This is a genomic window from Ignavibacteriota bacterium, assembly GCA_019637995.1.
In the GTDB taxonomy this organism is placed as follows: Bacteria; Bacteroidota; Ignavibacteria; order Kapaibacteriales; family UBA2268; genus JANJTB01.
Genome location: JAHBUQ010000001.1, coordinates 196888 through 223630, shown reverse-complemented (window position 1 = coordinate 223630; position 26743 = coordinate 196888). Strand labels below are relative to the sequence as shown.

The window sequence follows — 26743 nt, the reverse complement described above, 5'->3', positions numbered from 1 at the left end:
CATGGCAAAAGTTGGTATAATTATGGGAAGTGACTCAGACCTTCCGACAATGCAACCTGCGGCGGATGTTTGCAAAGAATTTGGTATTGATTGTGAAATTCGTGTTGTCAGTGCTCATAGAACTCCTGATGATATGGCTGAATATGCAAAAACTGCGAAATCCCGCGGTATTTCAGTGATAATCGCCGGAGCAGGTGGTGCCGCACACCTTCCGGGAATGACAGCCTCATATACTACTTTGCCGGTTATTGGAGTTCCTGTGCAGTCACGTGCTTTAAACGGTCTCGATTCACTTCTATCAATTGTGCAGATGCCTGCAGGGGTTCCTGTTGCAACAGTAGCAATTGGAGGCGGAAAAAATGCCGGTCTGCTGGCTTTATCAATACTTGCTTTAAATAATGAATCACTTTCAAGCAAACTTGAGGATTATAAAATACAAATTATGAATGAATCTAGAGAAAAGAATAATAATCCAGTATTCAGCTAAAATATTTTAAACCCTTACATGGCTTATTATTATTATAACAATTCATTGATGATGTTTGAAAATTCTTACAAAATTAGCAATATTTTATGAAAATAAATTTATTTTGATTAATTTTGTAACTGTATATTTTTACAATTTATGATAATTAATTATATGAAAAAAATTATTGAATGTGTGCCCAACTTCTCAGAGGGCAGAAATAAAGAAACAATAGAAGCAATTGCTCAGGCAATCAGAGAAACTGAAGGAGTCACTCTCCTTGATGTTGACCCGGGATTTTCTACGAACAGAACAGTATATACTTTTGTAGGCGACCCCAAAAGTGTTGTTGAAGGTGCTTTATCGGCTGCAAGAGTGGCTCACAGGCTCATTGATATGACAAAGCACGAGGGTGAACATCCAAGAATGGGTGCTATGGATGTCTGTCCATTCGTACCTGTGGCAAATGTAACTATGGATGAATGTGTCGAATGTGCTAAAGAATTTGGTCTTAGAGTGGCTGATGAGCTAAATATTCCAATTTATTTATACGAAAATGCTGCTGAGAATGAATTCCGAAAAACATTGCCTCAGATTCGCAAAGGCGAGTATGAAGGGATAGAAAAAAAAATTATACAACCTGAATGGAAGCCCGACTTTGGTCCGGCCAAGTTTGTTCCTAAATGGGGAGCTACAGCCACAGGAGCCAGATTTTTTCTGGTTGCATATAATATTAATGTGCTCGGAACATCAAATCAAGCTCACCGTATTGCACTTAATATCAGGGAAGCCGGCAGAAGTGACAATGAGCCGGGAAGACTTAAGGAGTGTAAAGCTATGGGCTGGTATGTTGAAGAATATGGTATGGCACAAATTACAATGAATCTTACAAATTATAAAGTTACTCCTGTACATATTGCCTTCGAAGAATGCCTTAAAGATGCAAAAGAGCTTAAAGTCGGTATTGCTGGCTCAGAGCTTGTGGGACTTATTCCACTTGAAGCAATGCTGATGGCAGCTGAATATTATATAGAAAAAGAGAATTTATTCATTCTTGATGAAAAGCAGAAAATCAAACTCGTTGTTGAGAGATTAGGACTCAACTCTGTGTCCAAATTTGATCCTGACAAACGAATTATCGAATATATGATAGAAGACAAAAAAAATGAGCCTTTAGCAAGTATGACCGTCAGAAATTTCATTGAAGAGATTGCTGCCCGCACTTCTGCTCCCGGAGGTGGCTCTGCATCTGCGGCAATTGCTGCAATAGGTACCGGACTTGGATGTATGGTGGCTCAGCTTACTTACGGTGTCAGAAAGTTCGAGCATTTGGATGACGACATGCGACGGATTATCCCGCATTTGAATGATGCAACGCAGTATTTAATTCCTATGATTGATGCAGATACAAACGCATTCAATGATTATATGGATGCACTCAGATTACCAAAGTCCAATGACGAGGAAAAGGCAATCCGCACGCAAGCTATGCAGGCAGGACTCAAAAAAGCAATAGAAGTTCCACTGAAAACAATGAGATTAGGAAATCAGGCATGGGATTGGATGATTGAAATAGCAAAATATGGCAACATCGCTTCCAGATCAGATGTAGAAGTTGGAGCAAGAGCTTTGGAAGTTGGAATTTGGGGTGCTTTGAAAAATGTTGAGATCAATCTTCCCGGCATAAAGGATGAGCAGTTCAAAAATACAATTCTTGCTGAATCAGGTGAAATCATGAAAAATGCTGAAATCAAATGTAAAGAAGTACTTGATATATTGAACAATAGAGAAAAATAGAATTTCTAATAATTTGGTATATAAAATTATTTTGACAATTTATAATTTTTTTATTTAATTTTTGCGATATTATATATTGAGGTTCGTTGATAAATGGAATTTTTACGGGCATAAATATGTATTACATTTAAAACAATTGGTGATATGACTAAAGCAGAAATAGCAAAAGCGAGTGTTTACCATTGGTGCTGCTTCGCGGTCCGCTCTTATCCTGAAATGTCGGACATCTTGCTTTTTGAAATTTGAAAAAAAATGAAAATTTATTTGTATAATATTCAGAAATTACTTATTTTAGTAAAAAGAAAATGGAAACTAAGAAAAAAATGATTTTGATGGGTAAATATCATAAAATTTATAGTAACATTGCCCTATCTCTTGGGGCAAAAATATATCTTTTTGCCATTTTGTTATCTGCATATTTCAAACGCTTAATCTCTCCTTTATTACTTCAGCAGAAAAAGAATTTTTGTTTAATAAATTTTGTCTCAACGAATTCTCAACGAATTCTCAACGAATTCTCAACGAATTCTCAACGAATTCTCAACGAATTCTCAACGAAAAGTATTTACACAAAATTAAAATATTTATTTTATTTGAGGAGCTTAAAATTCCCGGAATTACGATTTAGCGGCAGATAAGATTAACAAAGTATAAATCATTTCTGTCGCTAAAATAATAGGATGGTGCGGGACTTCTTAAAAATAAACTGAAGTCTGTCTTATGAATCCTTGACAATTTTTGTAAAATTGTTGAGATATAAATAAAATAATTTGTTACAAATAAATAAGTGTTGAATATGAAAAAATTTATTGCAACTTTATTATTTCTAATTGCATTCATTTTTATAGAAATTAATGAAGTATATAGTTTCACTCAAGAGGAAACATCCCGTTATACAATGGAACCCATGGGTTGGTTGGTTAGAAGAATAACATTAACTGCAGTTCATCCGACGACTGGGGCAATAATAGTCTGGAAAAAAATTGTAATATCAGACGGAAATGGTGGTACTATCTTCGAGGACCAAGATTTCAACCAAAAAAGAACGGTTCCTTCTAATGATTTAAAATCATTAATGTCAATTACAATATTTCCGAATCCTACAAGTGAGTATATTTACTTAAATACTCATAATTTTAAAGGAACAAAAGTAAATATATCATTATATGACATAAATTTCAGAAATGTATCGTTACTCTACAATGATTATGTAAACTCAGAAAATTTACAATTACTTATTCCGAATTTACCATCAGGAAATTATTTTATTACATTAAATGATGGAATAAGCGTTATATCAAAATCAATATCAATTATTAAATAGGAGTTTCCAATGTTGAAAAATCTTGTAATTTTAGCTTCAGTATTCGTATTACTAACATTATCTTCTTTCTCTACATTAATATTGGAGAAAAATGAAAACGTATGTGGTTCACCAGCTTGGTATGGTGTGAATTATATGATGGAAGATAACAACGATAAATATTCATGGGGTTTTTATTTATTTGGAGATGCTCAAATGAACACTCGAAATTTAATACCTGCTGTAAGAAATATTATTCATGAAAACGGTAGTATATTGTTAGACTCATGCAATATTTGTCGACCTTTTTTTCAATATAATTCAGCTACAAATTATCATAAATATATATCTGAAATAAGGTTGCCAAACGTAGTCGTCAATAGCACAATAGCTCTTGAATATGGTCCTTCATCAGTGATAGACTCAACTTTAGGAGATCGGGCTGTGAAAGCCGGCTTCTCCTATTTTATTACATTAGCCGAATCTGATACAATTGCATCTCAATATTCTCCACATGAAGTAACAGAAACTCATGTATTTTCGGATGGTTATAACAATTCATTATATGAGATATTATATAATGGCAATGTAGTAGGTATAAGATATTTTTGTGCTAATAATAATCAATTATATATTAGATATTTTATATCTAAGCAGTAATTGATGATATTATTATCTCTAAAACTTTTATAGTTTCACCTTAGTATATTAAAATTGCAGAGTAGATAAAAATTTTCTACTCTGCATTTTTATTACAAAATATATTGGAGGTTTCTTGAAAAAGTTGATTTTTTAATTTTAATGTAATCTGGCGTAATGACTTTATAAATGATTGTCACTTAAGTTCATTAACAAGAATAAGAGCCCTGCCAAATGGGATTATAGCATTTTCTACAGTATGTAATGATTCACTCAAATTAAAAATTATTAAGGATAACACAGTAGGGGTTTCAGAAGAAATAAATCACAGCGGTAAATTTTTGATTTCACCTAATCCCGCAAGTGATTATATTACAATACAACTCAGCAACAAAGGGCTTCAGCCCTTTGCAGCAGTAGATAAAGTGCAAATATTCGATATGCTTGGAATTGAGGTAGCACAGACGCCCGCACCAGTGAATAATATGAAAAATACTCAGACGGGGGAGTCTGAGCTACTAAGAATTGACGTATCTCATCTGCCGGCAGGTGTGTATTTCATCAAAATAAATTGCAGCAATGGAGCTTGCTCCATTGTCGAAAAATTTGTGAAGATGTGAGTCAGTTATTGAGTTATAATGTTATTGTGTTGAATGTTGAAAAGTTAGATGTCCTGCACTTCCGAAGCGTAGTGTAACTTAATAAAACCTAAATGATTAACTATTTATGAAAATACACATTTATTTTCACAATTAGAATTTTGCTATCAGATAACAAAATTTGCATTTTCCTTTATTTTAAGTGAATTTTTAGAAAATATCGTCTTCACTCAATATTTTGAACTTTATAATGGAAAAATGATGTGGTTGTTGTTAATATCAATTATAGTTTTGGGCAGTTTCAATTGCTTGTGTGCTGACCTTAGAAATCCTGAATTGCAATCAAACTATCTTATTATATATCATGAAGAATACAAAGATGATATTATAGATTTTCATAAATGGCGCGAGACTAAAGGTTATAAAGTTACTTCTGTAAATCTTACTGATATTGTCAATGAATTTCCATCTGATAATAAATTCGATACTACAAAAGCAATACAAAACTTTACGGAGTATATAATTGAAAACTGGGCAAATCCAAAATTAGAGTATCTATTGCTCATAGGCTCTATAAATCATATTCCTTCTGTAAAAATAGAGTCATTTTTCCATGGTAGCACATTTATTTTGGAGGACTCTGTTCATACTGATGTATATTATACCATGATTCCAGCCAAATCTTTAAGAGAATATTATTTTGCAATAGGTCGCTTCCCCGCACGTAACCGAAATGAACTTGTAAGTATGTTTAGTAAAACCTATTTATATGAAGATAATTATCGGAAGATAAATTTTAGTAAAGATGTTATTCATGTGACTGATTTGGAAGACAGTGTAATATTTAATAAATTTTCAAGAGCACTTCTTAATTATTATCCCAATAGTAATCGGACATTAAGATTGCCGTTTGTAACAGAAAAATCGCTTGAAGAATTTAGATATGATTTTATAAATGCTCTATCTGAAGGAACTTCTTTTCTCGGTTATATTGGTCATGGACATCAATTCAAATGGTCCCGTTCTATAATAATTGATACTGAGTTTCTTGATACATTATCAGTCAAGTCGCCGCCCTTTATTTTTTATTCGTTAAGTTGTTCACACAGTTTCGATGACCCTGAAAAAAAGAGTATTGTCGAACAATTAATATCCAAGGAGGATTTTGGAGCAGTAGCAACAGTTTCAAGTTCTGCTGTAACTTATGATGCTATTAACGGATTCTATTTAGAAAAATTCCTTCAGGCATTTATAACAGGTGATGATGTTACAATAGGTAGTTCTATGACTAAAGTCAGAACTGGTAATCCATATTTCGATAATATAATGAATTTAATGGGTGACCCTGCATTAAAAGTTCCATATTATATTATTGCTTCCGTATATGATGAAATTAATCAGGATGATGTTCTAATTTATCCGAATCCGGCAATTGAATCTATTACTATTCAGGTCAATATTCATCCATTTGAACATTTATCAATTATGGATATAAACGGAAAAGAAATTAAGAACCATTTAGTTGGTTCAAATAACATTCTTACAATCAACGTAAATGAATTACAGTCCGGAACATATTTTATAAAAATGAATCAAGGTGACAAATTAGTTTTAAAGAAATTCATTAAGCTGTAATCACCAGCATACAATATTTACTGTCTTAACTGATATACATATCCGATTTGCCCGGTTAGCATAAAATCTTAAATAATTGTCTTCGCTATATGCTATTCCTGCTTGAACATAAAAGCCACCGTAATTAAAATTATATGCTAAACCTACACAAGAATTAATGAATTCATACCAATATTTCAATATCGTATGTATATATCGTGTGAAAAATGGCAAATATTTTACCAACATGATTATACATTTTCCAACTAAAAGCAATTCTACGTTTAACTAAATTACTTACACCTACCATCTTCCAGAACCAATTATCTACATCCGACCTTCTTACTGTTGTCAAAATATCATTTATTAATGTTTAAGTGATATTGGTGCAAAATACTATACTCAAATCAGTTTCATATATTCCACCAAACGGCTGTTTTGCTTTCATTTTGAATTTTCCGAAAATTGATTCAATTATTTTGCTGTAACATTGTTGAAAGTTGAAAGTGATTGAGTAGAAAGTTAAAAAGGGTTAGATGCATCATGCTTTGAAATGTGGCACATCTTGCTTTTTATTAATCCGCGAAATCATTTAATCTGAATAATCTGTGATTCAGACAACATTGTGAAAACTTCGGAAGTTTATGAACCGCGGATTTTTCTTATTGCTTTTTAAATTAATCCACGAAATCAATTAATCCGTTTAATCTGTGATTCTGACCCAATTTTGAAAACTTCCGAAGTTTTGGAAACATCGGATGTTTCCACAGTACAAATATTTGATATGCTTGGTTTGGAAGTAGCACAGACGCCCTCGTCTGTGAATAATATGAAAAATACTCAGACGGGGGCGCCTGAGCTACTAAGAATTGACGTATCTCATTTGCCGGCAGGTGTGTATTTCGTCAAAATTAATTGCAGCAATGGAGCTTGCTCCATTGTCGAGAAATTTGTGAAGATGTAACCATGTTGAATGTTATAATGTTATTGTGTTGAAAGTAAAAAAAGTCAGATGTCCTACACTTCGCAAGTGTCGGACATCTTGCTTTTTGAATATTGTTAAAAATAAAAATTTTATTTGTATAATATTCAGAAATTACTTATTTTAGCAATATGATAATGGTAACTAAGAAAAAAATGATTTTGATGGGTAAATATCATAAAATTTATAGTAACATTGCCCTATCTCTTGGGGCAAAAATATATCTTTTTGCCATATTGTTATCTGCATATTTCAAACGCTTAATCTCTCCTTTATTACTTCAACAGAAAAAGTTTTTTTGTTTAATAAATTTTGTCTCAACGAATTCTCAACGAAAAGTATTTCACAAAATTAAAATATTTATTTTATTTGAGGAGCTTAAAATTCCCGGAATCACGATTTGGCTACAGATAAGATTTACAAAATATAAATCATTTCTGTCGCAAAAAAGGGCAACAGCAGCGACTTCGCTTTAAAACCAGAAGTCCGTTTTTTGAATTTTTGTAAAATTGTTGAGTTAATAAAAATTAAATAATTAAAATAAAATGGAGAATTTTAATAATGAGTAAGATAAGTAAATTTTCAACGATAATCTGTATAATTTTATTATCTTTAATACTATATTATAATGAATCAAACGCAAATTACGACCCAACGTATTGTGATGAGGGCGACACAACAGCATGGGAAGGTCCAATCACCTTGATTGGAATGGGATTGCCACCCAGTGTAATTGGGTGCGCAGATTCAAATTGTATTGTTACAGTCAAGTTTTATGAACGTAACATACCTGGATGGGGGTATGAGTTTCAAGTAGCTGAAATTAGTTTCCAAAATTGTGATTCTGCTTGTATGGTAAATCCTTGGAAAGCAGCAATGTGGATGATTGCAGTTGTGAGAAAAAATCAAATGGGGCTAATAAATAATAATGATTGCTACGACCAATTTACATACAAGGCAGCAACTTGCTGGCAGCACGATATCATTTTCAATAGTTATATTGTTTGTGGTGGTGAATGTTGTGTTGGTTTATATAGAATTTGCAAGCGGAATGGACCTTCTGGTGATTATTTAGAATTTACACAATTACAGGTTACACAAAGACAGACCTATAATTGTACAAGTCCCTGTAATTTTATAGATTGTTCAAGTACAATGCCGAGTAGTTTTTATGGTCCTAATGAAATGCCAAATGGTGATATAGGAGTATTTTACCCCAAAATGAGTATTTATGAAAGTACACCTTCAAAGTTTATAGGTATTCATCCTAATCCAACGAATTTAAAAATTGAAATTAATTTGAAATTGCTTAGTCCAGGCAATTATGTAATTTCTGTTTATGATATTAATGGATCTGAACACTATAAAAAAGAAATAACTATAGGTTCTAATCATAATTTAAATTTGGATATAAATACTTCATCTTACCCAAATGGAATGTACAGTATAATTGTAACAGGAACAAATGGAGAAGTTATAACAGGTAAATTTATTAAGTTTAGGTAATTTTGCAATTTATTTAACAATACCCTGCTTATAATTATTTATAAGCAGGGCTTTTGAAGGAAGAGTTATTATGAAAACAAACATTCTTATGAAATATTTATTACCTTTATTGCTTTTATTACTTACATACTTTAGTACAGCTGAAGAATCATATAAACTTGAAAGTATTTTTAATTATCCTAATAATTTAGTGAATACAATGGATATGTCTTGTTTTGATAATAATAATTGCTTAATGATAAGCACTGATTATAATTCTACAGGATGTATGGTTTATAAAACAAGTGATGGCGGCATTACATGGCAAACCTTATATGCGGATTCTTTGGTTTTTAGAGAAGATTCTATTTACTTTCCTAAAAGTTTGGCTCAAAGATGTAAGTATTTTGATGATGGTACAATGATAATTGTAACTTCAACAGGTAAAATTTTACGAAGTGAAGATTTTGGAAATACATTTGATATAATCCAGATTCCTGATTATTCTTATCAGTCATTTGAAATGATTGACAAGAATAAAGCTGTAACGGTTTCAGTAAAATCTGACGGCAAGGGTGAATATGGAATATATAAATCTACCGATGGATGTAAAACTTGGGAAAAATTTAATGTTCCTGACTCAATTTCTCAGATTTGGAATTTTAATAAAATTGATATTCAAAGAGATAGTAGTATGATAATTGGTTGTAACACTCATTATGGAATTAGTTATGATACAAATTACAGATATTATTTTCATACAGATTTTGATGGAAGTTTTTGGAAGTTATTAACAACTTTAAATAAATTCCGAATGACTGATTTTCATTTTGAAAATGAAAATCTTGGTTTTGCTACTGGTAGTTTTGTGAATATGGCGGTTAATGATTCTGCATTTTTCTTTAAAACAATTGACGGCGGTAAGAATTGGCAAATAAAATTGCAAATGGGTGGTAAATACTACCTATTTTATAAGCCAATATTTTTCAATATGAATAATATATTATTAGGTGGCTCAGGTTTTGGTTTTTTCAAATCTACAGATCAAGGGGAAAGCTGGTTTTATCCAACATTTATTTTAGATACAAATCTGATGGAAGGGGTTTATTTCTTTACCCTTTCAGAATATTTTGGTGACGAATTTTATGCCTATACATCTTTACCTTCACAACTTATCAAGGGGAAAATAAATCATACATCAGTCGAGTTAACTTCTTTAAAACCAAAACACTTATATCCTAATCCAGTAACAAACGGAACAATTTTTACTACAGAATACGAAATTGAAAAAAGTGGGAATTTAAGGATTTATTTAAGCAATATAAACGGAAATTTGATATGTGAATTTTTCAGTGGTTTCAAAGATGTTGGTTATCATTCACAGCAATTTAACATTACAAAAAATATTAGTTCCGGCTCATATTGGTTAGTTTCAGAGATAAATGGCTTTAGCCACATACAAATGCTGAATGTTATAAGGTAGGGTAATTTATCTCAATATAAACCTTCCGAAGTTTCATCAGTGCAAATATTCAATATGCTTGGAGTAGAGGTAGCACAGACGCCCTCGTCTGTGAATTATATGAAAAATACTCAGACGGGGGCGTCTGAGCTACTAAGAATTGATGTATCACATTTGCCCGCGGGTGTGTATTTCATCAAAATTGTTGGTTGCAATGGAGCTTGCTCCATTGTCGAAAAATTTGTGAAGATGTGATTTAGCTGAAAGTTATTGAGTTGAATGTAAAAGAGTTAGATGTCCTTCACTTCGCAAGTGTCGGACATCTTGCTTTTTGAATTTTGTAAAAAAATAAAATTTTATTTGTATAATATTCGGAAATTTCTTATTTTAGCAATATGATAATGGTAACAAGGAAAAAAAATGATTTTGGCTGGGAAATATCATAAACTTCATTGTAACATTGCCCTATCTCTTGGGGCAAATATATATCTTTTTGCCATTTTGTTATCTGCATATTTAAAACGCTTTATCTCTCCTTTATTACTTCTTCAACAGAAAAAGATTTTTTGTTTAATAAATTTTGCCTCAACGAATTCTCAACGAATTCTCAACGAAAAGAACGTACACAAAATTAAAATATTTATTTTATTTGAGGAGCTTAAAATTCCCGGAATTACGATTTAGCGGCAGATAAGATTTACAAAATATAAATTTATTGTCTGTCGCAAAAATTGGATGGTTCTGGACTTCTTAAAAAATAAACAGAAGTATGTTCTATGAATTTTTGACAATTTCTTATGTGAAATTGTTGAGCTAATAAAAAATAAATATTTGGGAAAAATTTTGGAGAATTTTTAAATGAAAAAAATGTATTTAAAATTTCTATCAGTATTATTCTTATATTCAGCTATTGCTTGCTCAGGGGATATTAACAATTCTACTGATTTCAATATCGATAAAAATCTACCCAATTTATTTTACGATACATTAGGAGTAAGTTTCCCATTAAACCCATACGACTCAATTGGATTAATTCATAATAACGGGTTAAATTATATTAGCAATAATATTTCTTCTCTAACTTGTCAAAACCATCGATTAGAATTAGTTTCACTAATTTCGTATTCATTAGATTCATTAGGATACCAGTATAACATCAATCAAATAAATCAACAAGTTAATTTGATATTTGACAACCCAGGAATAGTTGAACTGGATTCAGTTACCTACTATTATTCATTTGAAAGAGATGTTGAAAGGCATTTATTAGATCTTATCGACATTTTCAGGAATCACAGTGATTCAACTAATATTAGTAGTTTGTTAATATTAATTAAAGATTGGGAATTTGATATAATTAACTCAAACTTATTAAGTACCTCACAAAAGGAACAACTTTTGGTTGGCGGGGCAGTAGCTCGTTATTCTATGGCATATTGGTATGATGTTGGATATGTTAATAGCGTAACAAATCCTTGGTATCATGAATTAAATTGTAATCAGTTTGAAAAAAATTCCTCAAAAATTGATAAAATTCAACTTTTTGGATTTTTTAATTGGCCTAAATGGGCAAAAGTTGTAGCAACTGCTGTCTCAGATGCTGTTGGGGCTGCAGCTGGTGTAGCTGCTGGTGCTGGTACTCCTGCTTCAGTTGGTCTTGGTATACAATATGGTGTTACAGCCTCAGGAGCAACGGCTGCACTTATGTGGATAAAAGGTCCTGGTGAATAATTAGCTTTTAAATATAATTATTAATTATTAATTATTATGTGATAAATTATAGAGTTTAGTTTCAATCAAATATTGGAGTAAAAGCATGAAGCAAAAAGCAAAATTGAATTTTTTCGGTTTAACTGTATTAAGTATTTTTCTGATTATAATATTTTCTAATCTTCTTATTGGAGAAGAAGTTGTTGAAAAAGAGGAAGATAATTTTGAACATATCGGGATAAGCCTTTATTCAGGATATTCATATAATGAAAATTCTGAAAAATTAATTCCTTTAGGTTTTACAATTGAAAATTTACTCAGGGAAAGAAGTGGATTTTTCTTCTCATTATTATATGATATTTCGCTCTTAGGAGGGTTTGATAAAGCTAAAGACCTTTTCATATTTAATATAAATATGGGCTTAAGAATGAGTTTATCAGAAATGGAAAAGTTCCGTATTTACTTTGATGTTCTTACGGGTTTAACACATTTAAAATTTCCTGATATTGAAGGTACAAATTCAGGATTAAATTCCAAAGTCTCAATGGGTTTTCAATATGATTTTATTGGTTTGGAATTATCCGGAATGCACTATAATTCAAAAATAATGTCCTATTCATTTGCAAATATTGGTTTAAGGATTTTCTTGAGATAGAATCAAAAGGCATTGTTTAAATTGTGCCATACCTAAACGGGTGTGGCACATCTTGTTTTTGGAATTAATCCGCTAAATCTTTTAATCTGAATTATCCTTGATTATGACGTCAAATAAAACTTCCGAAGTTTTCAAAACTTCGGAATTTTAAGAATTGAATTGTAGTGATAGGGCTTGCCCTGTCCACAAAACGCATTTATGTATCTCATTTGCCCGCAGGAGTGTATTTCATCAAAATTGGCAATAAGGTAGAAAAATTTGTGAAGATGTAGAAAGTCAAATTTTTGAAATTTGGAAAGAGGAATATGTTGAATCAGATAAAAAATCCTTGTAAATATAAAATTTGCAAGGATTTATTGTTTATATTTGCGGAGAGGGAGGGATTCGAACCCTCGGTAGCGGATGTTACCACTACGTCGGTTTAGCAAACCGGTGCATTCAGCCTCTCTGCCACCTCTCCGTGATATTTGGCTGAATTAAGTTTACAAAAATAACGTTTTTTTTTCAAATGTCAAAATATTATTTTCAATTAAAGAAAATTTTAAAAATTAACCGGACTTGAAATCTCTTTGAGCTTTTCAGATAATCTGGTATTATCCGATGCTAAGTTGTAATATTTGGTAGCAGGAGGTATAAATTTTTGCTTGACTGCAACTTTTTTGAATTCACCTACCGGAATTTTTAATTTTTTTAGAATAGTGTTATTATCAAAAATCAGGTTAAAAGAATTGTTTAAGTGTCCATTGCCTAAATACAAATTCTCGAGACGTCTGTCGAGATTATTCATTAAATGCTTATTGTCCCTCAGAATTATGGCAGATTTGGAATTATGTATCTTATCGTCGTAAAAAGCCAGAACGCGTGCAGGCTCATCCTCATAAACAATTACAGGTGTTCCAATTTTTACAGATTCATAAAGAGTGTTGCCATCCTCACGGGATATCCTTACGCAACCATGTGATGACGGGCGTTTACCAAGATATTGATAATAACCGCTACCACTGAGTCCATGAAAGCCAATATTGCCATTAAAACCAATCCAATTAATAAGCTCGGCATTGTTAAACTGTCGGGATATTCCAAGTCTGATTTTAGATTGTACAGTAAAAATGCCCGTTGAAGTTTTGATTCCTTTCGCAATATTTTCAGTACCTGATGAAATAGGGAATGCGACTGCTGTATCACTTCTGCGATAAAGTGTTGTCAGTTGATTCTTCAGGCAAATATCAATATATTCATCACCATGAATGAAAATTGTATCTTTTTTTGGTAAGAAAACGTCATGATATTCAATTTCAGGTATTAAAATATGTAAATGACGGGAATAGTCCTTAGCTTTGTTAACGGACTGCCCTGCCGAAATTAATCCGAAACCGAATAATATCAGTATAATAAATAATATTCTATTATTTTTCTTCAAAATCTCAATTATATAATCATTAAAACATCAAATGGTATATCAAATATTGAACCAGTTTATTAAAATTTGGAACTTCAAAAATAATAAAATTTTGGGTAAATAAAGTGATAATTTTATTATTACAATTAAAAAGCCCTTTGATTAAGCTTATAATATGCTAACCAAAGAGCTTCACAATTAGTAAATCAAATTAATATTTGTTACTGAGCTACGCTAAACCTAACAAGTGCACTATTAGTAGCTTCAATTTTATATACAGGTATCTTTGAAAAAACAAGATCAACAACTATTTCTTGTTCAGGAGTTTCTGAATATACTAAACCAACATTATCAGCATAATATGTTTTGGAATTAACTTCGAATTTCAGGTCAATGTTCTGACCTAAATAATTAATTTTACCTGTGTAAGAAATTTTTGATGTAAATTCCTGACAACTGTAATTTGTAGCTCCCACACTTTTGTTAACCATTCCGCCTTTCTGACCTGTTACTTTAATAACGCCATTAAGTGTAGTAGTGGTTCCTCCTAAATCAACAGGTACATTGTCAACATTAAATGTAAACATTTCCCATGAGTTAGTTTTGTCATCTGCTATTACAACCCAGTCCTGAGGTAAAATTTCTGCTGGGATTAAAGCAAGTATATCTGCGGGTAAAAGCTCCGAAGGAAGGGAGTATAACTTAGAGTCCTGACTGTATCTGAAGTATGATTCTCTAAGTTGTCCGCCGGTATATACATTATACTTTGAAGCAGTTTGACCTTTGACAGTTTCAGTACCTGAAATAGCAACAGAATCAGTCGCAGTAGCTGTTTGACCATCATTTACATAAGTTCTTGTGTAAACCCAGAAAGAATTATTCGTTGCTGGGAACAAATTCTTTTCTTTTGAAGGTGTGTTTGAATCTTCAGAACATGAACTGATTATACCACCTGCAAATACAACTAATGCTAAAAATAGCATAAAATTTTTCATTGTGATAACTCCATTAATAATTTGAATACGTAATAATACTAAAACGCTACAATATTAAAAATGTTGCATGAAACAAAATTAAAATTTTATAAATTTATGATTGTATCCATCTATAGATAATATATAAAAGCCATTTTGATAATTTTCAATATTTATCTCGAAATACGAACTTTCAATAATGCCTTTATATATAATTTGTCCAAGAAGATTGATAATTTTTATATTCAAGTTTCTATCTATATTTTCGATTTGAATCAGATTTTTATTATTGAAAATCATGAAATTTCCATTTTGATTATTGATAGCATTAGGTTCTTTTGGACTAACATTTCCGTTTCTTAAATGATTATTTTGAAACATCAGCCATTCATCGTTGGCTGGCGCATTAGTAGAAACGCAAAATCCGGCACCATAATTTTGCGAAAAGTCAGGATAATCTGTTGTTCCGCCAACTATGAAAACATCTTTCAAACCATCTCCATCCATATCACCTATTACAGGTGCATGATTCATATCAAGTGGTCTTCCGTAATATTCAGCTAAATCAATGTCCCAAATTAAGTTTCCGCTTGTACCTTCAACAGCTGAGAGTAAGCCTTTTGAAGAGCTAAAAACAATATCTTTCAGATTATTTCCGGTCATATCAGAAAGTGCAACACCTCTGAATGAATGAGCATAATCAGGTATTACATAATTCCATTTTTCGCTTCCATCATGATTAAGGGCAATTACTCTGTTATGACTTGTAAAAACTAACTCGCAATTATCATCTCCATCAATATCTCCGATAGATACCGGTGAACCGATATATAAAGGAGATTGGTATGTCCATTTGATGCTGCCGTCTTTGGAATTTAAAGCCCAAAGAGTACCACCGTAATCTCCAAAAATTATGTCATCCATTCCGTCTTTATCTAAATCCGTAATACCGAAACCATGATATACAACACCATTAAGCTCTCTGGTCCAAAGCAGTTTCTGGTCAAAACCACGATATGCAAAAACACGATGCTTTTCTTCGAAACTCCAGTTTGCAACAACGAAATCAGATAATCCATCACCATCTATATCAATAATAGTAGGTGCTGTCTGAATCCAAGAGTTAGGGTCAACTTCCTTGTCCCAAAGTTTTTCGCCAGTTAACGCATCAATCGCAACTACAAATCCACCAAACTGACCATGCAAAATCTCAAGCTTGCCGTCACCATCCAAATCTGCAATAACGGGTGGAGAATCGCTACCACGAGTATTAGTTATCCATTTGATTGTGCCATTCTGAAGGTCGAAGCAATAGGTTTTAGGTGTGCATGAGCTTGCTACAATAAGCTCAGGATAGCCGTCATCATCAACATCATAAATAAGTGGAGCAGTGTCGTTACAACCTTCTGCTGACTCACCTGTGAAAAATTTCCAAACCAATTCTCCGGTTTTTGAATTAACAACATAGATATTTCCATCATTACGGTAACATCCGAAGGATATATAATATGCATTCTCACCGCTAATATACTCCATCGCTGACATCCCGAAGCAGGAATCATCAGTCTCAAAAATCCATTTTACATCTGCTGCATTTAGATTTGTAATTGAAAAGAGCATCAAAAGAATATGTGGCAAATACTTCATAACAACTCCAATATGATAAAAACTTTTTGTTAATAGTTTTAAAAGATAATTTATTGTAATTTAACATAATCTAATTTTGATTAAGTTTAAAATTTTGATTACTTTTGTAAAAGTAATTCGGAGAGGTGGCAGAGTGGTTGAATGTGGCGGTCTCGAAAACCGTTGTACGGGCAACTGTACCGAGGGTTCGAATCCCTCCCTCTCCGCACTTGAAATTATTAAGTTCTTGTAATTGAATAGGTTGCAAGGATTATTTATTTTTTTACTAATTTCTCCAACTATATTTTGTATTATTGACTACCTCTTGGAAGTAGTTTAATATCATTGAGTATTTTGCTATAAGTATTTGAAAATTAATATCATAATCTTTTTTGAATCAATCAATTATTATTTTATAAGACTTGTTGTCCTTTTTCATATCATGATTTTCTTACAGATTCTACTTCTTCGGTTATTTCATCATAAGTTAGAGAATCATTTTTTGTTGTCTTGAGCAATGCCTCAAATCTATCAAAAATCAATGATTTTTTGAGCTCATTAAAAATATAAAACCTATAATCATAATCCTGCAGATTGATTATTCTTAGAAGTTCATTTCTATCTATTTCTGGTACTGAAGATGCCATATAATTAATCTAAATTGAATTAGTTCATATAACTATTTAACGAAAAGTAATAATTAATATTTATAAATTTGAAAAATAATTCAAATTTTATAAATAATTTTTGGAGAATATCATAAGTCTTATTATATTCGCTAAAGTTAAAATACAATTTTAAATATTTATGATAAAATATCTAACATATTATTTTAAATACTGCACAGGTATCAGGTATCAGGTATCAGGTATCAGGTATCAGAGCCTTACTAAATTCTTCAACTCAGAATAAAAAGCAAAAATATATAAATACAATCTCCAACAATTATAATCAAACTTTAGCAAATAAATTGCGAGGTTGCTTATGATTGTCCGTTAAGAGTGGTGGATAAGCCGCAATTAATGTATCCGTCACTATAAAAAATTATTTTTCACAAATACTTATGGTAAATAATATGTATAAAATAATAATTGTAATCATATCAATTTCGATAGTGATGTCTTGTTCTGATACTTCTACAAATAATCAAAAATCGAGTACACAAGACGATTTTCAACCAATGAATATTGTTGCTGGCACCATGTCGTCTCCAACAAGAACTTATAAGAAAGCTATTCGAGATTGCGAAACACCCAAAAGAGATTGTTTTGATGATGTAATTGTCACAGCTCCTAAAGAAATTTATTTTGATGAGCTTGATAATCGTATAGTTAATCAAACTACTGATGTATTCTTTAGCGCAAGTGGCAACTATCTAGAAATTTTTGAGAATTTTTCTGGTCCCGCACTGCTTGATTTACGTAATGGTATCACAACCATGAGTAAATTAGATTTCGGTTCTGGTGTTAGAACTTATTATATCCATTTTCTTGGATATCCTGATTCTACCCCAGACTATTCAGCATTTTACTAATACAAATGGGTACTGTCCATTTTGGGCAGTACCTTTTCTATAATAAATTATTAAAGTTAGATGAGATTATATCATTTTTTTTCTGTGTATATAATATTTTTATTTTCATGTAGTTCAGATAGTTCCAATGAGATTAATTTTGAATATGAAAAGACGTTCTCTATCAGTATTAGTGATACAACTGATTCTCAGCCAAATAAGATTTCCTATTACTATGATTTAAAATCAAAGCAAGAATATTTAGTTAATTACAATGCCGATTTTGATATAATTGAGTTATATAGTATCAAATATTTTAATTTAAATTATGTTATTCATTTGAATTTCAAAGCAAAAGGTATATTCATTCATAATCTTGACTCAATTTTTTGTATATCTAAATTTAATGACTCAATTTTCTTAATAAATACAAATTCAGAAATTTTACAAAGTTGGGATATTAATGAAATTCTATATGTACCTGAAGGTAAATATGTCACTGAATATAATATTAATGAACAGATGTATTTAATTGATAATAACTTAATTATTAAAATTGGTTTGGATGGATACCCGTTTGAACATTATAAAGCATATACTTTGTTAAATTTTAATATTGTTAGTCAACAACATAATAAGTTGGTAAAATATCCAATTGAAATTTCAAAACAAGATGACCCTGGTTTAATTTCGAAATCTTATTGTGAAAGCAATGGTTGCATTGTTGTAATTTTTAGTGATGATCCTACAATTTTTAAGTACGATAAAATTGGAAATTTAATTAGTTATAAAATTATTAAAAGCAAGTATATTCAGGAATTTTCTAAATATGATACAACTTTAGGAAAGAAATTTAGTTATAATAATAAACATCAAATTATGAAGCCAGAGTTCTTTAAAATATTATATGACAATTATAACAAAGTATTTTATAGAATTAATAAACACAAGCAAGAATTTGAAGTGAATGGAATAGTTAATGATTACTACGATTGTAGTTGGTCAATATCAATTCTTGATAGCAACCTAAATTTGATCTACGAACAATTATTTCCTCCAAAGAATTTTTATTTTTTGAATACCTTCGTAACAAAAGAAGGGTTGATTATTTCAAATAACAATCCAAACAATCCTAATTATGATGAAAATTATTTTTCATTTTCACTATTCAAATTAATGAAAAGAATCAAATGAAATTTAGTTTAATTTTGCTAATTTTAATGTATTTTTCCATCATGTCAGCTTGTAACAATCCAAGCAATCAACTTATTGAAGAATATTTAAAAAAAATGGAAATAGATATTTCTTATGGAAACAAATACATCATTATACAAACTCAATACTGCAAACCTTGCCAAAATGAATTATTAACAAATATGTTAGCTAATCGAATATGCTTAGATGAATATCAAATAATAATTGTTAAAAGTACAAAAATTTTAGATGCTGATTTTAAGAATTTTATAAATACAATTAATGTTATTGTAGATGAAAAATCTGAATTTAATAAATTGAATATTTATCCATTTGAAAACATTCTAATAATAAGAGAAAACGAAGATTTTATTATTCAGCCCTTTGATGAAAACTGTTTATCTAAATTATGTAACTAATCATCATAATCAATGACGACATCATCAGTCAGAGGGTGTGCCTGACAGGTCAGAACGTAACCTTCTTCAATCTCCTCATCAGTAAGAGAATCACGCTCATCCATATACACTTTGCCTGAAATAAGTTTTGCGCGGCAGGTTGAGCAAGCACCAATCTGACAGGAGAACGGCGGGTCCTGACCTTCACGTTGAGCGGCTGTGAGAACAGTTTCATCCGGCTCAACAAGAAATTCAATTTCTTCGCTGTAAAGAATTATTTTTACTTTGCGGGTGATAATTTCATCATTAGAATCAAGCACGATATTTTCATTTCCTTCATCAGGTGATGTTTGGGTGATAGTAAAAATTTCCTTATGAATCTGATAAGAAGCAACTTTCAGGTTACGGAGTGCGAGGTCGCTTGTTTCCATTAATCCCTGCGGTCCGCAAATAAAATAATGAGCTTTAAATATTTCATTTCCGGCATTTTCAGATATGTACTTTTCGATGAAATCACTGTTTAATCTGCCTTTTTCTCCGCTCCAGTCCGCAGTCGGCTGACTTAATATATTTGTGAGGTAAAATCTGCCGGAATATTTTTGCGACAATTCACTTAGCTGACCGGCAAAAATGATGCTTTCCTCAGTTCTGTTCTGATATAATAAATATACTTTGCTGTTTGATTCAACCGCAAGTATTGTTTTCAAAATTGACATTAATGGGGTTATTCCGCTACCTGCACCAATCAAAAAGTATGAATTGCTGCTTTCGGGGTTCAGGTCAATCGTAAAATTGCCTAATGGTGGCATAATTTCAAGCATATCACCAATTTTAAGAGTTTCATTGATATAGCGGGACACTATTCCGTCATCAACTTTTTTTACGGTGATTGAAAGTTTATTATCTGTAACAGGACTTGTGCAGATTGAGTAAGCACGGCGGTTTTCGCTACCGTTTACAGGTACTTTCACAGTTATATACTGCCCGTGTTTGTAGGCAAATTCACTTTTTATTTCACTTGGAACATCAAATGTTATAGTTAAAGTATCAATTGTTTCACGAACTAAATCGCTGACTTTTAAAGAATAAAATTTTAATGCCATTTTTCAAATATATTTAAGTTTAAAATAATCCGAGTTCTAAAGCAGCCGCATCACTCATCATTGACTTATCCCATGGAGGATTGAATGTCAGAATTACTTTTGCATCCGTAACACCTTCCACTTCTTTTGTTCTCATTTCCACTTCTCCGGGTAGCATCCCTGCTTCAGGGCAAGCCGGAGATGTAAGTGTCATCAGAATGACTGCTTCATTTTGTGCAGTAATGCTGATATCGTAAATCAACCCTAAATCATATATATTTACAGGGATTTCAGGGTCAAATACCGTCTTGATTTTCTCGACGATTCTATCTTCAAGTTCCTGAGGTGATAAATTTTCACTCATAATAATCTAGTTTAAATTAGTTTCGGTTATTGCAACTTTGTTGCTGTTTTCAAGTGCCTGAATCATTGTATGCCAAGCCAGACTTGCACATTTTACACGTGCAGGAAATTCTCTCACACCGCAGAATACAGCCATTTTTCCAAGTTCTAAAGTATCAAGTTGTACAGACATATCCGAAGTAACAATTTTGTGAAATTCATTAAATAGTCCTTTTGCTTCATCAATTGTTTTGCCAACAACCAAGGTAGTCATAATTGAGGCAGATGCTTTCGAAATAGCACAACCTGAACCATTAAATTTTAAATCCTTTACAACACCGCCATCTAAAACTGCAAAAACATCTATTTGGTCGCCACATAAGGGGTTATGCCCGGCTGCATAATTAGTACATTGTTTCAATTCTCCGAAGTTTCTCGGATTCTTGTTATGGTCTAAAATTACCTGCTGATATAGTTCTCTAAGTTCGTTCATTATTATCTATTTAAACATTTTAATAACATTAATTAAAGAATTATGTAAAACGTTTATCTCATCGGTAGTATTGTAAAATGAGAATGAAGCTCTTGATGTTGCAGGCACTCCAAATCTTCGCATAAGTGGCTCAGTGCAATGCTGTCCGGTTCGGATTGCAATACCATCCATATCCACCATTGTACCAATATCATGCGGATGAATATCCTCCAAAACGAACGATATTACCGCAGTTTTCTTTTTCGCTGTGCCGATAATTCTAAGTTCAGGTATCTCGGTTAATAATTTTGTTCCGTAATCAAGAAGATGATTTTCATAATCAATTATCGCATCAAGTCCAATTGAGCGAATATAATTCAGTGCTTCCGCAAGTCCAATAGCCCCTGCAATATTTGGAGTACCGGCTTCATATTTATAAGGCAAATCATTGAACGTAGTCTTTTCAAAGCTGACTGTTCTTATCATGTCACCACCTGTCTGATATGGCGGCAATGATTCGAGTAATGCCCTTTTACCGTATAGTACACCAATACCGGTCGGAGCATAAATTTTATGACCCGAGAAAACAAGAAAATCGCAATCCAATTCACGAACATTAATATTTGAATGGTGAATTGACTGCGAAGCATCAATTAACGTAAGAGCATTATATTCTTTTGCTTTAGCAATAATTTGCTCAATAGGATTAATTGTGCCAAGTGTATTTGAAATATGAACTACTGAAACCAATTTTGTTCTGTTACTTAGTAATTTTTCATATTCTTCAAGAATTAAATCACCATTATCATCAATTGGAATGACCTTCAACACAATACCTTTTTCCTCGCGAAGTATCTGCCATGGGACAATATTTGCATGATGTTCCATGTGAGAAATGATGATTTCATCGCCCTCTTTTAATCGCTTTCCAAGAGTACCCGCAACAAGATTTATTGATTCAGTTGCTCCGCGTGTGAAAATTATTTCTTCAATTGAATCAGCATTAATATAATCCTTTACTACACTGCGGGCATTCTCGTAAGCATTTGTTGATAATTGACTTAACTTATGTACACCTCGATGAATGTTACTATTGTATTCACGATAATACTTATCCATTGCCTCAATCACACGATTGGGCTTCTGTGTGGTTGCAGCATTGTCAAGATAAACCAATGGTTTACCGTTTACTATACGGCTCAGTACAGGAAAATCTTTTCTTATTTCTTCTACTTTAAACATTCTGTAACTTCTTATTAATTATAAATATTACCGAGTTTATCCTCAATTCTTGCAAGGATTAATTCTCTTAATTCATCAATTTTTATTTCTGCAATTACTTCAGCCACAAATGCGTTTAGAAGCATCACTTCTGCCATCTTCTCCCCTATTCCGCGTGCCTGAAGGTAGAATTTCGAGGTTTTATCCAATGCACCTGAAGTAGCACCATGACTACATTTCACATCATCAGCATATATTTCAAGTTCCGGCTTCGTGTTAATAGTGGCATTCGGAGATAACAGAACATTTTTATTTGACTGATAAGCATTAGTTTTCTGGGCATCACGGCGAACCATAATTTTACCGTTAAATATTCCTGATGCTTTATCAAATAAAATACCCCGGTAATTTTCATTGCTGAAACAATGTGGTTTAGCATGGTCAACAAATGTATGATTATCAATTAATTCATTATTGCTGCCAATGAAAATTCCATAATAATGAGTTTCAATATTTTCATCATCAAGAACAGCTCTTAAATCGTTTCTTGTAAATTTCCCATTTATTGAAACGGCTGCTTCATCAAAATGAGAATCCCTTTCCTGACGCGTTTGAGTATAATCAAAAGTATGAGAAAATTCAGTATCATCCTGAATTTTATAATAATTAAGATGTGAATTTTCTTCAAGGAAAAATTCTTTCACAATATTTTTCACACCAGCATTATTTCCAAGTGTATAATTTGTCTCAACAATTTTGCAGGATGAAGATTTCCTGCTAACTACTAAAATTCTTGGATTAGTAAGAACTCCACTATGTCTTGCATCCGTAATGTTGATAATTTGTATCGGCTTTTCAATCACTTTGTTTTTTTCAATATCAATAACCAAAACGCCGTTGCTCAATGCTGAATTAACACTCGCAAATGGATGCCCGCTATTATGAGTCAAACTACCGTAGTATTTTGCATATTCACCAATGCCTTTATTAATTGTAGTATTCAGATACTCAATTTTCACACCATCAATATTGCCAATATCTGATAATTCTTTGGAATATTTACCATTTACAAGTATTATTTTATGCGAATCAAGTTTTGAATAGTATAGCGAATTTAAGTCAATTCCAGTTAAATCACTAATTTCATTTGATACAGTTAAATCTAATTTATTTAAAAATGTGAGATTTGTATATTTCCAGTTTTCCGATTTCAAAGTTGGCAAACCCTGAACAAAGAATGATGAAAATTCTTCTTTTCTGGCAAGGTTAATTTCTGAACCGCTGCTGCCATTGAAAGAATTTTGCATTTTCTCAAATTCAGTTTTAATCATTGACTTAAAATCAGATTTTAATTCTGAGTTATTCATTTTATTTAATTTCCTACTAAATTATAATTCATTAATATGGTCTTTAACCCAGTCGTAGCCAATTTCTTCAAGTTTAAGTGCTAATTCCTTATCGCCTGTTTTTACAATTCTTCCGTCCACCAAAACGTGAACAAAATCCGGAACAATATAATTAAGCAATCTTTGATAATGTGTAATTACAACAAAAGCATTTTCGGAATTTCTGAGTTTATTCACACCATTTGAAACAATTTTAAGAGCATCAATATCAAGTCCCGAATCAGTTTCATCCATAATCGCTAATTTTGGCTCAAGCATAGCCATCTGGAAAATTTCATTACGTTTCTTTTCACCACCCGAAAATCCCTCATTAACAGAACGGCTAAGGAATGACTGCTCAATTTCCACAAGTTTGGCTCGCTCTCTCATAAGTTGTAAGAAATCCATCGCATCAAGTGGCTCTAAGCCGCGATACTTACGAATTTCATTAACCGATGTTTTGATGAAATTTGCATTAGACACACCCGGAATTTCCACCGGATATTGAAACGCAAGAAAAACGCCTTCTCTTGCTCTGTCCTCAGGTGATAAATCAAGTAAATCTTTGCCAAGAAATTCAACTTTTCCATCAGTAACTTCATAATCTTCTTTTCCGGCAAGAACCGATGCAAGAGTGCTTTTTCCGGAGCCGTTCGGTCCCATAATTGCATGAACTTCACCCGGATTAACTGTAAGATTCAAACCATGCAGAATCTCAGTCCCATTAATATTTGCTTTTAAATTCTCAATTTTAAGTAATGCCATTTTAAATTTATTTCCTATATTTTTTAATTTCTTAATTTAATTCCTGTCACACTGAGCGTAGTCGAAGTGTGGTTTTTCAGTCTTCGACTACGCTCAGACTGACAAACTTACTTTAAACTACACAAAACTTGTCACACTGAGCGTAGTCGAAGTGTTGTTTTCCAGTCTTCGACTACACTCAGACTGACAATATATTTTCTTAGCCAACACTGCCTTCAAGACTTATCGCCAATAATTTCTGAGCTTCCACTGCAAATTCCATAGGGAGCTGATTCAGTACTTCCTTTGCATATCCATTTACAATCAATGCCACAGCATCTTCAGTTGAAATTCCTCTTTGATTTAAGTAGAAAATTATATCTTCAGAAATCTTTGATGTAGTTGCTTCATGCTCCACAGTAGCGGATTTATTCTGTATTTCAAGATATGGGAAAGTATGGGCGCCACACTTATCACCAAGCAATAGCGAATCACATTGTGAAAAATTGCGTGCATTTTCAGCATTTTTGGTTACTTTCACAAGACCGCGATAGCTGTTGTCACTCTTTCCGGCTGAAATACCTTTCGATACAATACGGCTACGGGTATTTTTGCCAAGGTGAATCATTTTAGTGCCGGTATCTGCCTGCTGCATATTATTTGTCATTGCAACTGAATAAAATTCACCTACTGAATTATCACCCTTTAAAATGCAACTCGGGTATTTCCATGTGATTGAAGAACCGGTTTCAACCTGCGTCCAAGATATTTTAGAATTTTCACCTTCGCAAATGCCACGTTTTGTAACGAAATTATAAATTCCGCCTTTTCCTTCCTTATCTCCCGGATACCAATTCTGAACTGTTGAATATTTAATTTCTGCATTTTTGTGTGCCACAAGTTCAACAACTGCTGCGTGTAGCTGATTTTCATCACGCATAGGTGCTGTGCATCCTTCGAGGTAACTGACATATGAACCTTCATCTGCAATTATGAGAGTTCTCTCAAATTGACCTGTGGACTGTGCATTGATACGAAAATATGTTGACAGCTCCATCGGACAGCGAACACCTTTTGGAATATAAACAAATGAACCATCGCTGAATACAGCTGAATTGAGAGCTGCATAATAATTATCTGTTGTTGGAACCACGCTCCCAATATACTTTTCAACAAGTTCCGGATGTGAATGAACGGCCTCACTGATTGGGCAGAAAATAATTCCCATAGCACTCAAGGTATCTTTAAAAGTAGTTGCAACCGAAACACTGTCCATTACAGCATCAACTGCAATACCCTGCAATCTCTTTTGTTCTGTAAGCGGAATACCCAATTTTTCGTAAGTTTTCAAAATCTCGGGGTCAACTTCGTCTAAATTTTTTGGAGTAACTTTTTTCTTAGGTGCTGCATAATAATATGCATCCTGATAATCAATTTTCGGGAAATTAACTTTAGCCCACGCGGGGTCTTTCATCGTCAGCCAGTGACGATATGCTTTTAGACGCCAGTTAAGCATAAATTCAGGTTCATTTTTCTTTGCAGAGATAAACCTGACAATATCTTCATTCAGACCTTTTGGAGCGTATTCCTGCTCAATATTAGTAACAAAACCATACTTATAGTCATTGTTAGCTAATTCTTCGAGCAGTAATTCATCTTTATCTTTAACTTCTTCTGACAT

General features: G+C 32.3%; 28 protein-coding genes and 2 tRNA genes. 17 read left to right on the top strand and 13 right to left on the bottom strand.

What is annotated here, in order from left to right; translation table 11 throughout:
• Position 1 precedes the first annotated feature (1 nt).
• From purE to KF896_00865, 6 genes are all read left to right on the top strand, one after another.
• The gene (gene purE / locus KF896_00890) at positions 2-487 is read left to right on the top strand and encodes a 5-(carboxyamino)imidazole ribonucleotide mutase (protein MBX3042249.1); all 486 of its coding nucleotides are present in this window, start codon (positions 2-4) and stop codon (positions 485-487) included.
• A gap of 153 nt (positions 488-640) precedes the next feature.
• The gene (gene ftcD, locus KF896_00885) at positions 641-2263 is read left to right on the top strand and encodes a glutamate formimidoyltransferase (protein MBX3042248.1); all 1623 of its coding nucleotides are present in this window, start codon (positions 641-643) and stop codon (positions 2261-2263) included.
• An 898-nt stretch (positions 2264-3161) separates the two neighbouring features.
• Complete coding sequence (locus KF896_00880; protein ID MBX3042247.1) at positions 3162-3587, top strand: T9SS type A sorting domain-containing protein; 426 nt, start codon at positions 3162-3164, stop codon at positions 3585-3587.
• A gap of 9 nt (positions 3588-3596) precedes the next feature.
• Positions 3597-4226 carry a hypothetical protein gene (locus tag KF896_00875; protein MBX3042246.1) on the top strand — a complete coding sequence of 210 codons (630 nt, stop codon included), beginning with the start codon at positions 3597-3599 and terminating at the stop codon, positions 4224-4226.
• Positions 4227-4546: 320 nt separating this feature from the next.
• On the top strand, positions 4547-4825 hold the full coding sequence (locus tag KF896_00870; GenBank protein MBX3042245.1) for a T9SS type A sorting domain-containing protein: 279 nt from the start codon (positions 4547-4549) through the stop codon (positions 4823-4825).
• Between the two features lie 240 nt (positions 4826-5065).
• Positions 5066-6439, top strand: a complete 1374-nt coding sequence (locus KF896_00865; protein ID MBX3042244.1) for a T9SS type A sorting domain-containing protein — start codon at positions 5066-5068, stop codon at positions 6437-6439.
• 163 nt (positions 6440-6602) lie between these two features.
• Here the strand turns inward: KF896_00865 and KF896_00860 are convergent, their stop codons facing one another.
• Positions 6603-6773, bottom strand: coding sequence for a hypothetical protein (locus KF896_00860; GenBank protein ID MBX3042243.1), 171 nt, complete (start codon positions 6771-6773; stop codon positions 6603-6605).
• Between the two features lie 372 nt (positions 6774-7145).
• Here KF896_00860 and KF896_00855 point away from each other — a divergent pair, with 372 nt between their 5' ends.
• The 7 genes from KF896_00855 (at position 7146) to KF896_00825 (ending at position 12712) form a co-directional block, all read left to right on the top strand.
• Positions 7146-7382, top strand: coding sequence for a T9SS type A sorting domain-containing protein (locus KF896_00855; protein ID MBX3042242.1), 237 nt, complete (start codon positions 7146-7148; stop codon positions 7380-7382).
• Between the two features lie 155 nt (positions 7383-7537).
• Complete coding sequence (locus tag KF896_00850) at positions 7538-7876, top strand: hypothetical protein (GenBank protein ID MBX3042241.1); 339 nt, start codon at positions 7538-7540, stop codon at positions 7874-7876.
• A gap of 85 nt (positions 7877-7961) precedes the next feature.
• A complete protein-coding gene (locus KF896_00845) occupies positions 7962-8906 on the top strand; it encodes a T9SS type A sorting domain-containing protein (GenBank protein ID MBX3042240.1) in 945 nt (314 codons plus the stop codon).
• Between the two features lie 70 nt (positions 8907-8976).
• Positions 8977-10368, top strand: a complete 1392-nt coding sequence (locus tag KF896_00840) for a hypothetical protein (protein ID MBX3042239.1) — start codon at positions 8977-8979, stop codon at positions 10366-10368.
• Positions 10369-10407: 39 nt separating this feature from the next.
• A complete protein-coding gene (locus KF896_00835; GenBank protein ID MBX3042238.1) occupies positions 10408-10602 on the top strand; it encodes a T9SS type A sorting domain-containing protein in 195 nt (64 codons plus the stop codon).
• A gap of 603 nt (positions 10603-11205) precedes the next feature.
• On the top strand, positions 11206-12078 hold the full coding sequence (locus KF896_00830) for a hypothetical protein (GenBank protein ID MBX3042237.1): 873 nt from the start codon (positions 11206-11208) through the stop codon (positions 12076-12078).
• A gap of 85 nt (positions 12079-12163) precedes the next feature.
• Positions 12164-12712, top strand: coding sequence for a hypothetical protein (locus KF896_00825; GenBank protein MBX3042236.1), 549 nt, complete (start codon positions 12164-12166; stop codon positions 12710-12712).
• A gap of 369 nt (positions 12713-13081) precedes the next feature.
• Here the strand turns inward: KF896_00825 and KF896_00820 are convergent.
• The 4 genes from KF896_00820 to KF896_00805 form a co-directional block, all read right to left on the bottom strand.
• A tRNA-Ser gene (locus KF896_00820) sits at positions 13082-13172 on the bottom strand.
• Between the two features lie 81 nt (positions 13173-13253).
• The gene (locus KF896_00815) at positions 13254-14132 is read right to left on the bottom strand and encodes a L,D-transpeptidase (GenBank protein ID MBX3042235.1); all 879 of its coding nucleotides are present in this window, start codon (positions 14130-14132) and stop codon (positions 13254-13256) included.
• A gap of 200 nt (positions 14133-14332) precedes the next feature.
• Positions 14333-15106, bottom strand: coding sequence for a hypothetical protein (locus tag KF896_00810; protein ID MBX3042234.1), 774 nt, complete (start codon positions 15104-15106; stop codon positions 14333-14335).
• Positions 15107-15184: 78 nt separating this feature from the next.
• Complete coding sequence (locus tag KF896_00805) at positions 15185-16732, bottom strand: PQQ-binding-like beta-propeller repeat protein (protein MBX3042233.1); 1548 nt, start codon at positions 16730-16732, stop codon at positions 15185-15187.
• Between the two features lie 119 nt (positions 16733-16851).
• Between KF896_00805 and KF896_00800 the strand changes: the two genes are divergently transcribed.
• A tRNA-Ser gene (locus KF896_00800) sits at positions 16852-16938 on the top strand.
• Positions 16939-17151: 213 nt separating this feature from the next.
• Here the strand turns inward: KF896_00800 and KF896_00795 are convergent.
• A complete protein-coding gene (locus KF896_00795) occupies positions 17152-17358 on the bottom strand; it encodes a hypothetical protein (GenBank protein ID MBX3042232.1) in 207 nt (68 codons plus the stop codon).
• Between the two features lie 467 nt (positions 17359-17825).
• Between KF896_00795 and KF896_00790 the strand changes: the two genes are divergently transcribed.
• The 3 genes from KF896_00790 to KF896_00780 all read left to right on the top strand — a co-directional run bounded on the left by KF896_00790 (position 17826) and on the right by KF896_00780 (position 19837).
• Positions 17826-18245 (top strand): hypothetical protein, encoded by a 420-nt coding sequence (locus tag KF896_00790; protein ID MBX3042231.1) that lies wholly within the window; start codon positions 17826-17828, stop codon positions 18243-18245.
• Between the two features lie 84 nt (positions 18246-18329).
• On the top strand, positions 18330-19418 hold the full coding sequence (locus KF896_00785) for a DUF4221 family protein (protein ID MBX3042230.1): 1089 nt from the start codon (positions 18330-18332) through the stop codon (positions 19416-19418).
• Positions 19415-19837: a hypothetical protein gene (locus tag KF896_00780; protein ID MBX3042229.1), complete on the top strand. Its 423-nt coding sequence runs from the start codon at positions 19415-19417 to the stop codon at positions 19835-19837. The genes KF896_00785 and KF896_00780 overlap by 4 nt, the downstream gene beginning before the upstream one ends.
• Here the strand turns inward: KF896_00780 and KF896_00775 are convergent.
• The 7 genes from KF896_00775 to sufB form a co-directional block, all read right to left on the bottom strand.
• Positions 19834-20919, bottom strand: coding sequence for a 2Fe-2S iron-sulfur cluster binding domain-containing protein (locus KF896_00775; GenBank protein ID MBX3042228.1), 1086 nt, complete (start codon positions 20917-20919; stop codon positions 19834-19836). The two genes, KF896_00780 and KF896_00775, sit on opposite strands and share 4 nt — an antisense overlap.
• Before the next feature lie 19 nt (positions 20920-20938).
• Positions 20939-21262: a DUF59 domain-containing protein gene (locus tag KF896_00770; protein ID MBX3042227.1), complete on the bottom strand. Its 324-nt coding sequence runs from the start codon at positions 21260-21262 to the stop codon at positions 20939-20941.
• Between the two features lie 6 nt (positions 21263-21268).
• Complete coding sequence (locus KF896_00765) at positions 21269-21733, bottom strand: SUF system NifU family Fe-S cluster assembly protein (GenBank protein ID MBX3042226.1); 465 nt, start codon at positions 21731-21733, stop codon at positions 21269-21271.
• Between the two features lie 6 nt (positions 21734-21739).
• Positions 21740-22954: a cysteine desulfurase gene (locus KF896_00760; GenBank protein ID MBX3042225.1), complete on the bottom strand. Its 1215-nt coding sequence runs from the start codon at positions 22952-22954 to the stop codon at positions 21740-21742.
• Between the two features lie 14 nt (positions 22955-22968).
• A complete protein-coding gene (gene sufD / locus KF896_00755; protein MBX3042224.1) occupies positions 22969-24300 on the bottom strand; it encodes a Fe-S cluster assembly protein SufD in 1332 nt (443 codons plus the stop codon).
• A 21-nt stretch (positions 24301-24321) separates the two neighbouring features.
• The gene (sufC, locus tag KF896_00750) at positions 24322-25083 is read right to left on the bottom strand and encodes a Fe-S cluster assembly ATPase SufC (protein MBX3042223.1); all 762 of its coding nucleotides are present in this window, start codon (positions 25081-25083) and stop codon (positions 24322-24324) included.
• Positions 25084-25282: 199 nt separating this feature from the next.
• A complete protein-coding gene (gene sufB / locus KF896_00745) occupies positions 25283-26743 on the bottom strand; it encodes a Fe-S cluster assembly protein SufB (GenBank protein MBX3042222.1) in 1461 nt (486 codons plus the stop codon).

Excerpts from the sequence above, each read along its gene's own strand:
- purE (MBX3042249.1), top strand. The coding sequence starts at position 2 with ATGGCAAAAGTTGGTATAATTATGGGAAGTGACTCAGACCTTCCGACA.
- ftcD (MBX3042248.1), top strand. The coding sequence starts at position 641 with ATGAAAAAAATTATTGAATGTGTGCCCAACTTCTCAGAGGGCAGAAAT.
- KF896_00880 (MBX3042247.1), top strand. The coding sequence starts at position 3,162 with ATGGAACCCATGGGTTGGTTGGTTAGAAGAATAACATTAACTGCAGTT.
- KF896_00875 (MBX3042246.1), top strand. The coding sequence starts at position 3,597 with ATGTTGAAAAATCTTGTAATTTTAGCTTCAGTATTCGTATTACTAACA.
- KF896_00865 (MBX3042244.1), top strand. The coding sequence starts at position 5,066 with ATGTGGTTGTTGTTAATATCAATTATAGTTTTGGGCAGTTTCAATTGC.
- KF896_00850 (MBX3042241.1), top strand. The coding sequence starts at position 7,538 with ATGGTAACTAAGAAAAAAATGATTTTGATGGGTAAATATCATAAAATT.
- KF896_00845 (MBX3042240.1), top strand. The coding sequence starts at position 7,962 with ATGAGTAAGATAAGTAAATTTTCAACGATAATCTGTATAATTTTATTA.
- KF896_00840 (MBX3042239.1), top strand. The coding sequence starts at position 8,977 with ATGAAAACAAACATTCTTATGAAATATTTATTACCTTTATTGCTTTTA.
- KF896_00830 (MBX3042237.1), top strand. The coding sequence starts at position 11,206 with ATGAAAAAAATGTATTTAAAATTTCTATCAGTATTATTCTTATATTCA.
- KF896_00825 (MBX3042236.1), top strand. The coding sequence starts at position 12,164 with ATGAAGCAAAAAGCAAAATTGAATTTTTTCGGTTTAACTGTATTAAGT.
- KF896_00810 (MBX3042234.1), bottom strand. The coding sequence starts at position 15,106 with ATGAAAAATTTTATGCTATTTTTAGCATTAGTTGTATTTGCAGGTGGT.
- KF896_00805 (MBX3042233.1), bottom strand. The coding sequence starts at position 16,732 with ATGAAGTATTTGCCACATATTCTTTTGATGCTCTTTTCAATTACAAAT.
- KF896_00795 (MBX3042232.1), bottom strand. The coding sequence starts at position 17,358 with ATGGCATCTTCAGTACCAGAAATAGATAGAAATGAACTTCTAAGAATA.
- KF896_00780 (MBX3042229.1), top strand. The coding sequence starts at position 19,415 with ATGAAATTTAGTTTAATTTTGCTAATTTTAATGTATTTTTCCATCATG.
- KF896_00775 (MBX3042228.1), bottom strand. The coding sequence starts at position 20,919 with ATGGCATTAAAATTTTATTCTTTAAAAGTCAGCGATTTAGTTCGTGAA.
- KF896_00770 (MBX3042227.1), bottom strand. The coding sequence starts at position 21,262 with ATGAGTGAAAATTTATCACCTCAGGAACTTGAAGATAGAATCGTCGAG.
- KF896_00765 (MBX3042226.1), bottom strand. The coding sequence starts at position 21,733 with ATGAACGAACTTAGAGAACTATATCAGCAGGTAATTTTAGACCATAAC.
- KF896_00760 (MBX3042225.1), bottom strand. The coding sequence starts at position 22,954 with ATGTTTAAAGTAGAAGAAATAAGAAAAGATTTTCCTGTACTGAGCCGT.
- sufD (MBX3042224.1), bottom strand. The coding sequence starts at position 24,300 with ATGAATAACTCAGAATTAAAATCTGATTTTAAGTCAATGATTAAAACT.
- sufC (MBX3042223.1), bottom strand. The coding sequence starts at position 25,083 with ATGGCATTACTTAAAATTGAGAATTTAAAAGCAAATATTAATGGGACT.
- sufB (MBX3042222.1), bottom strand. The coding sequence starts at position 26,743 with ATGTCAGAAGAAGTTAAAGATAAAGATGAATTACTGCTCGAAGAATTA.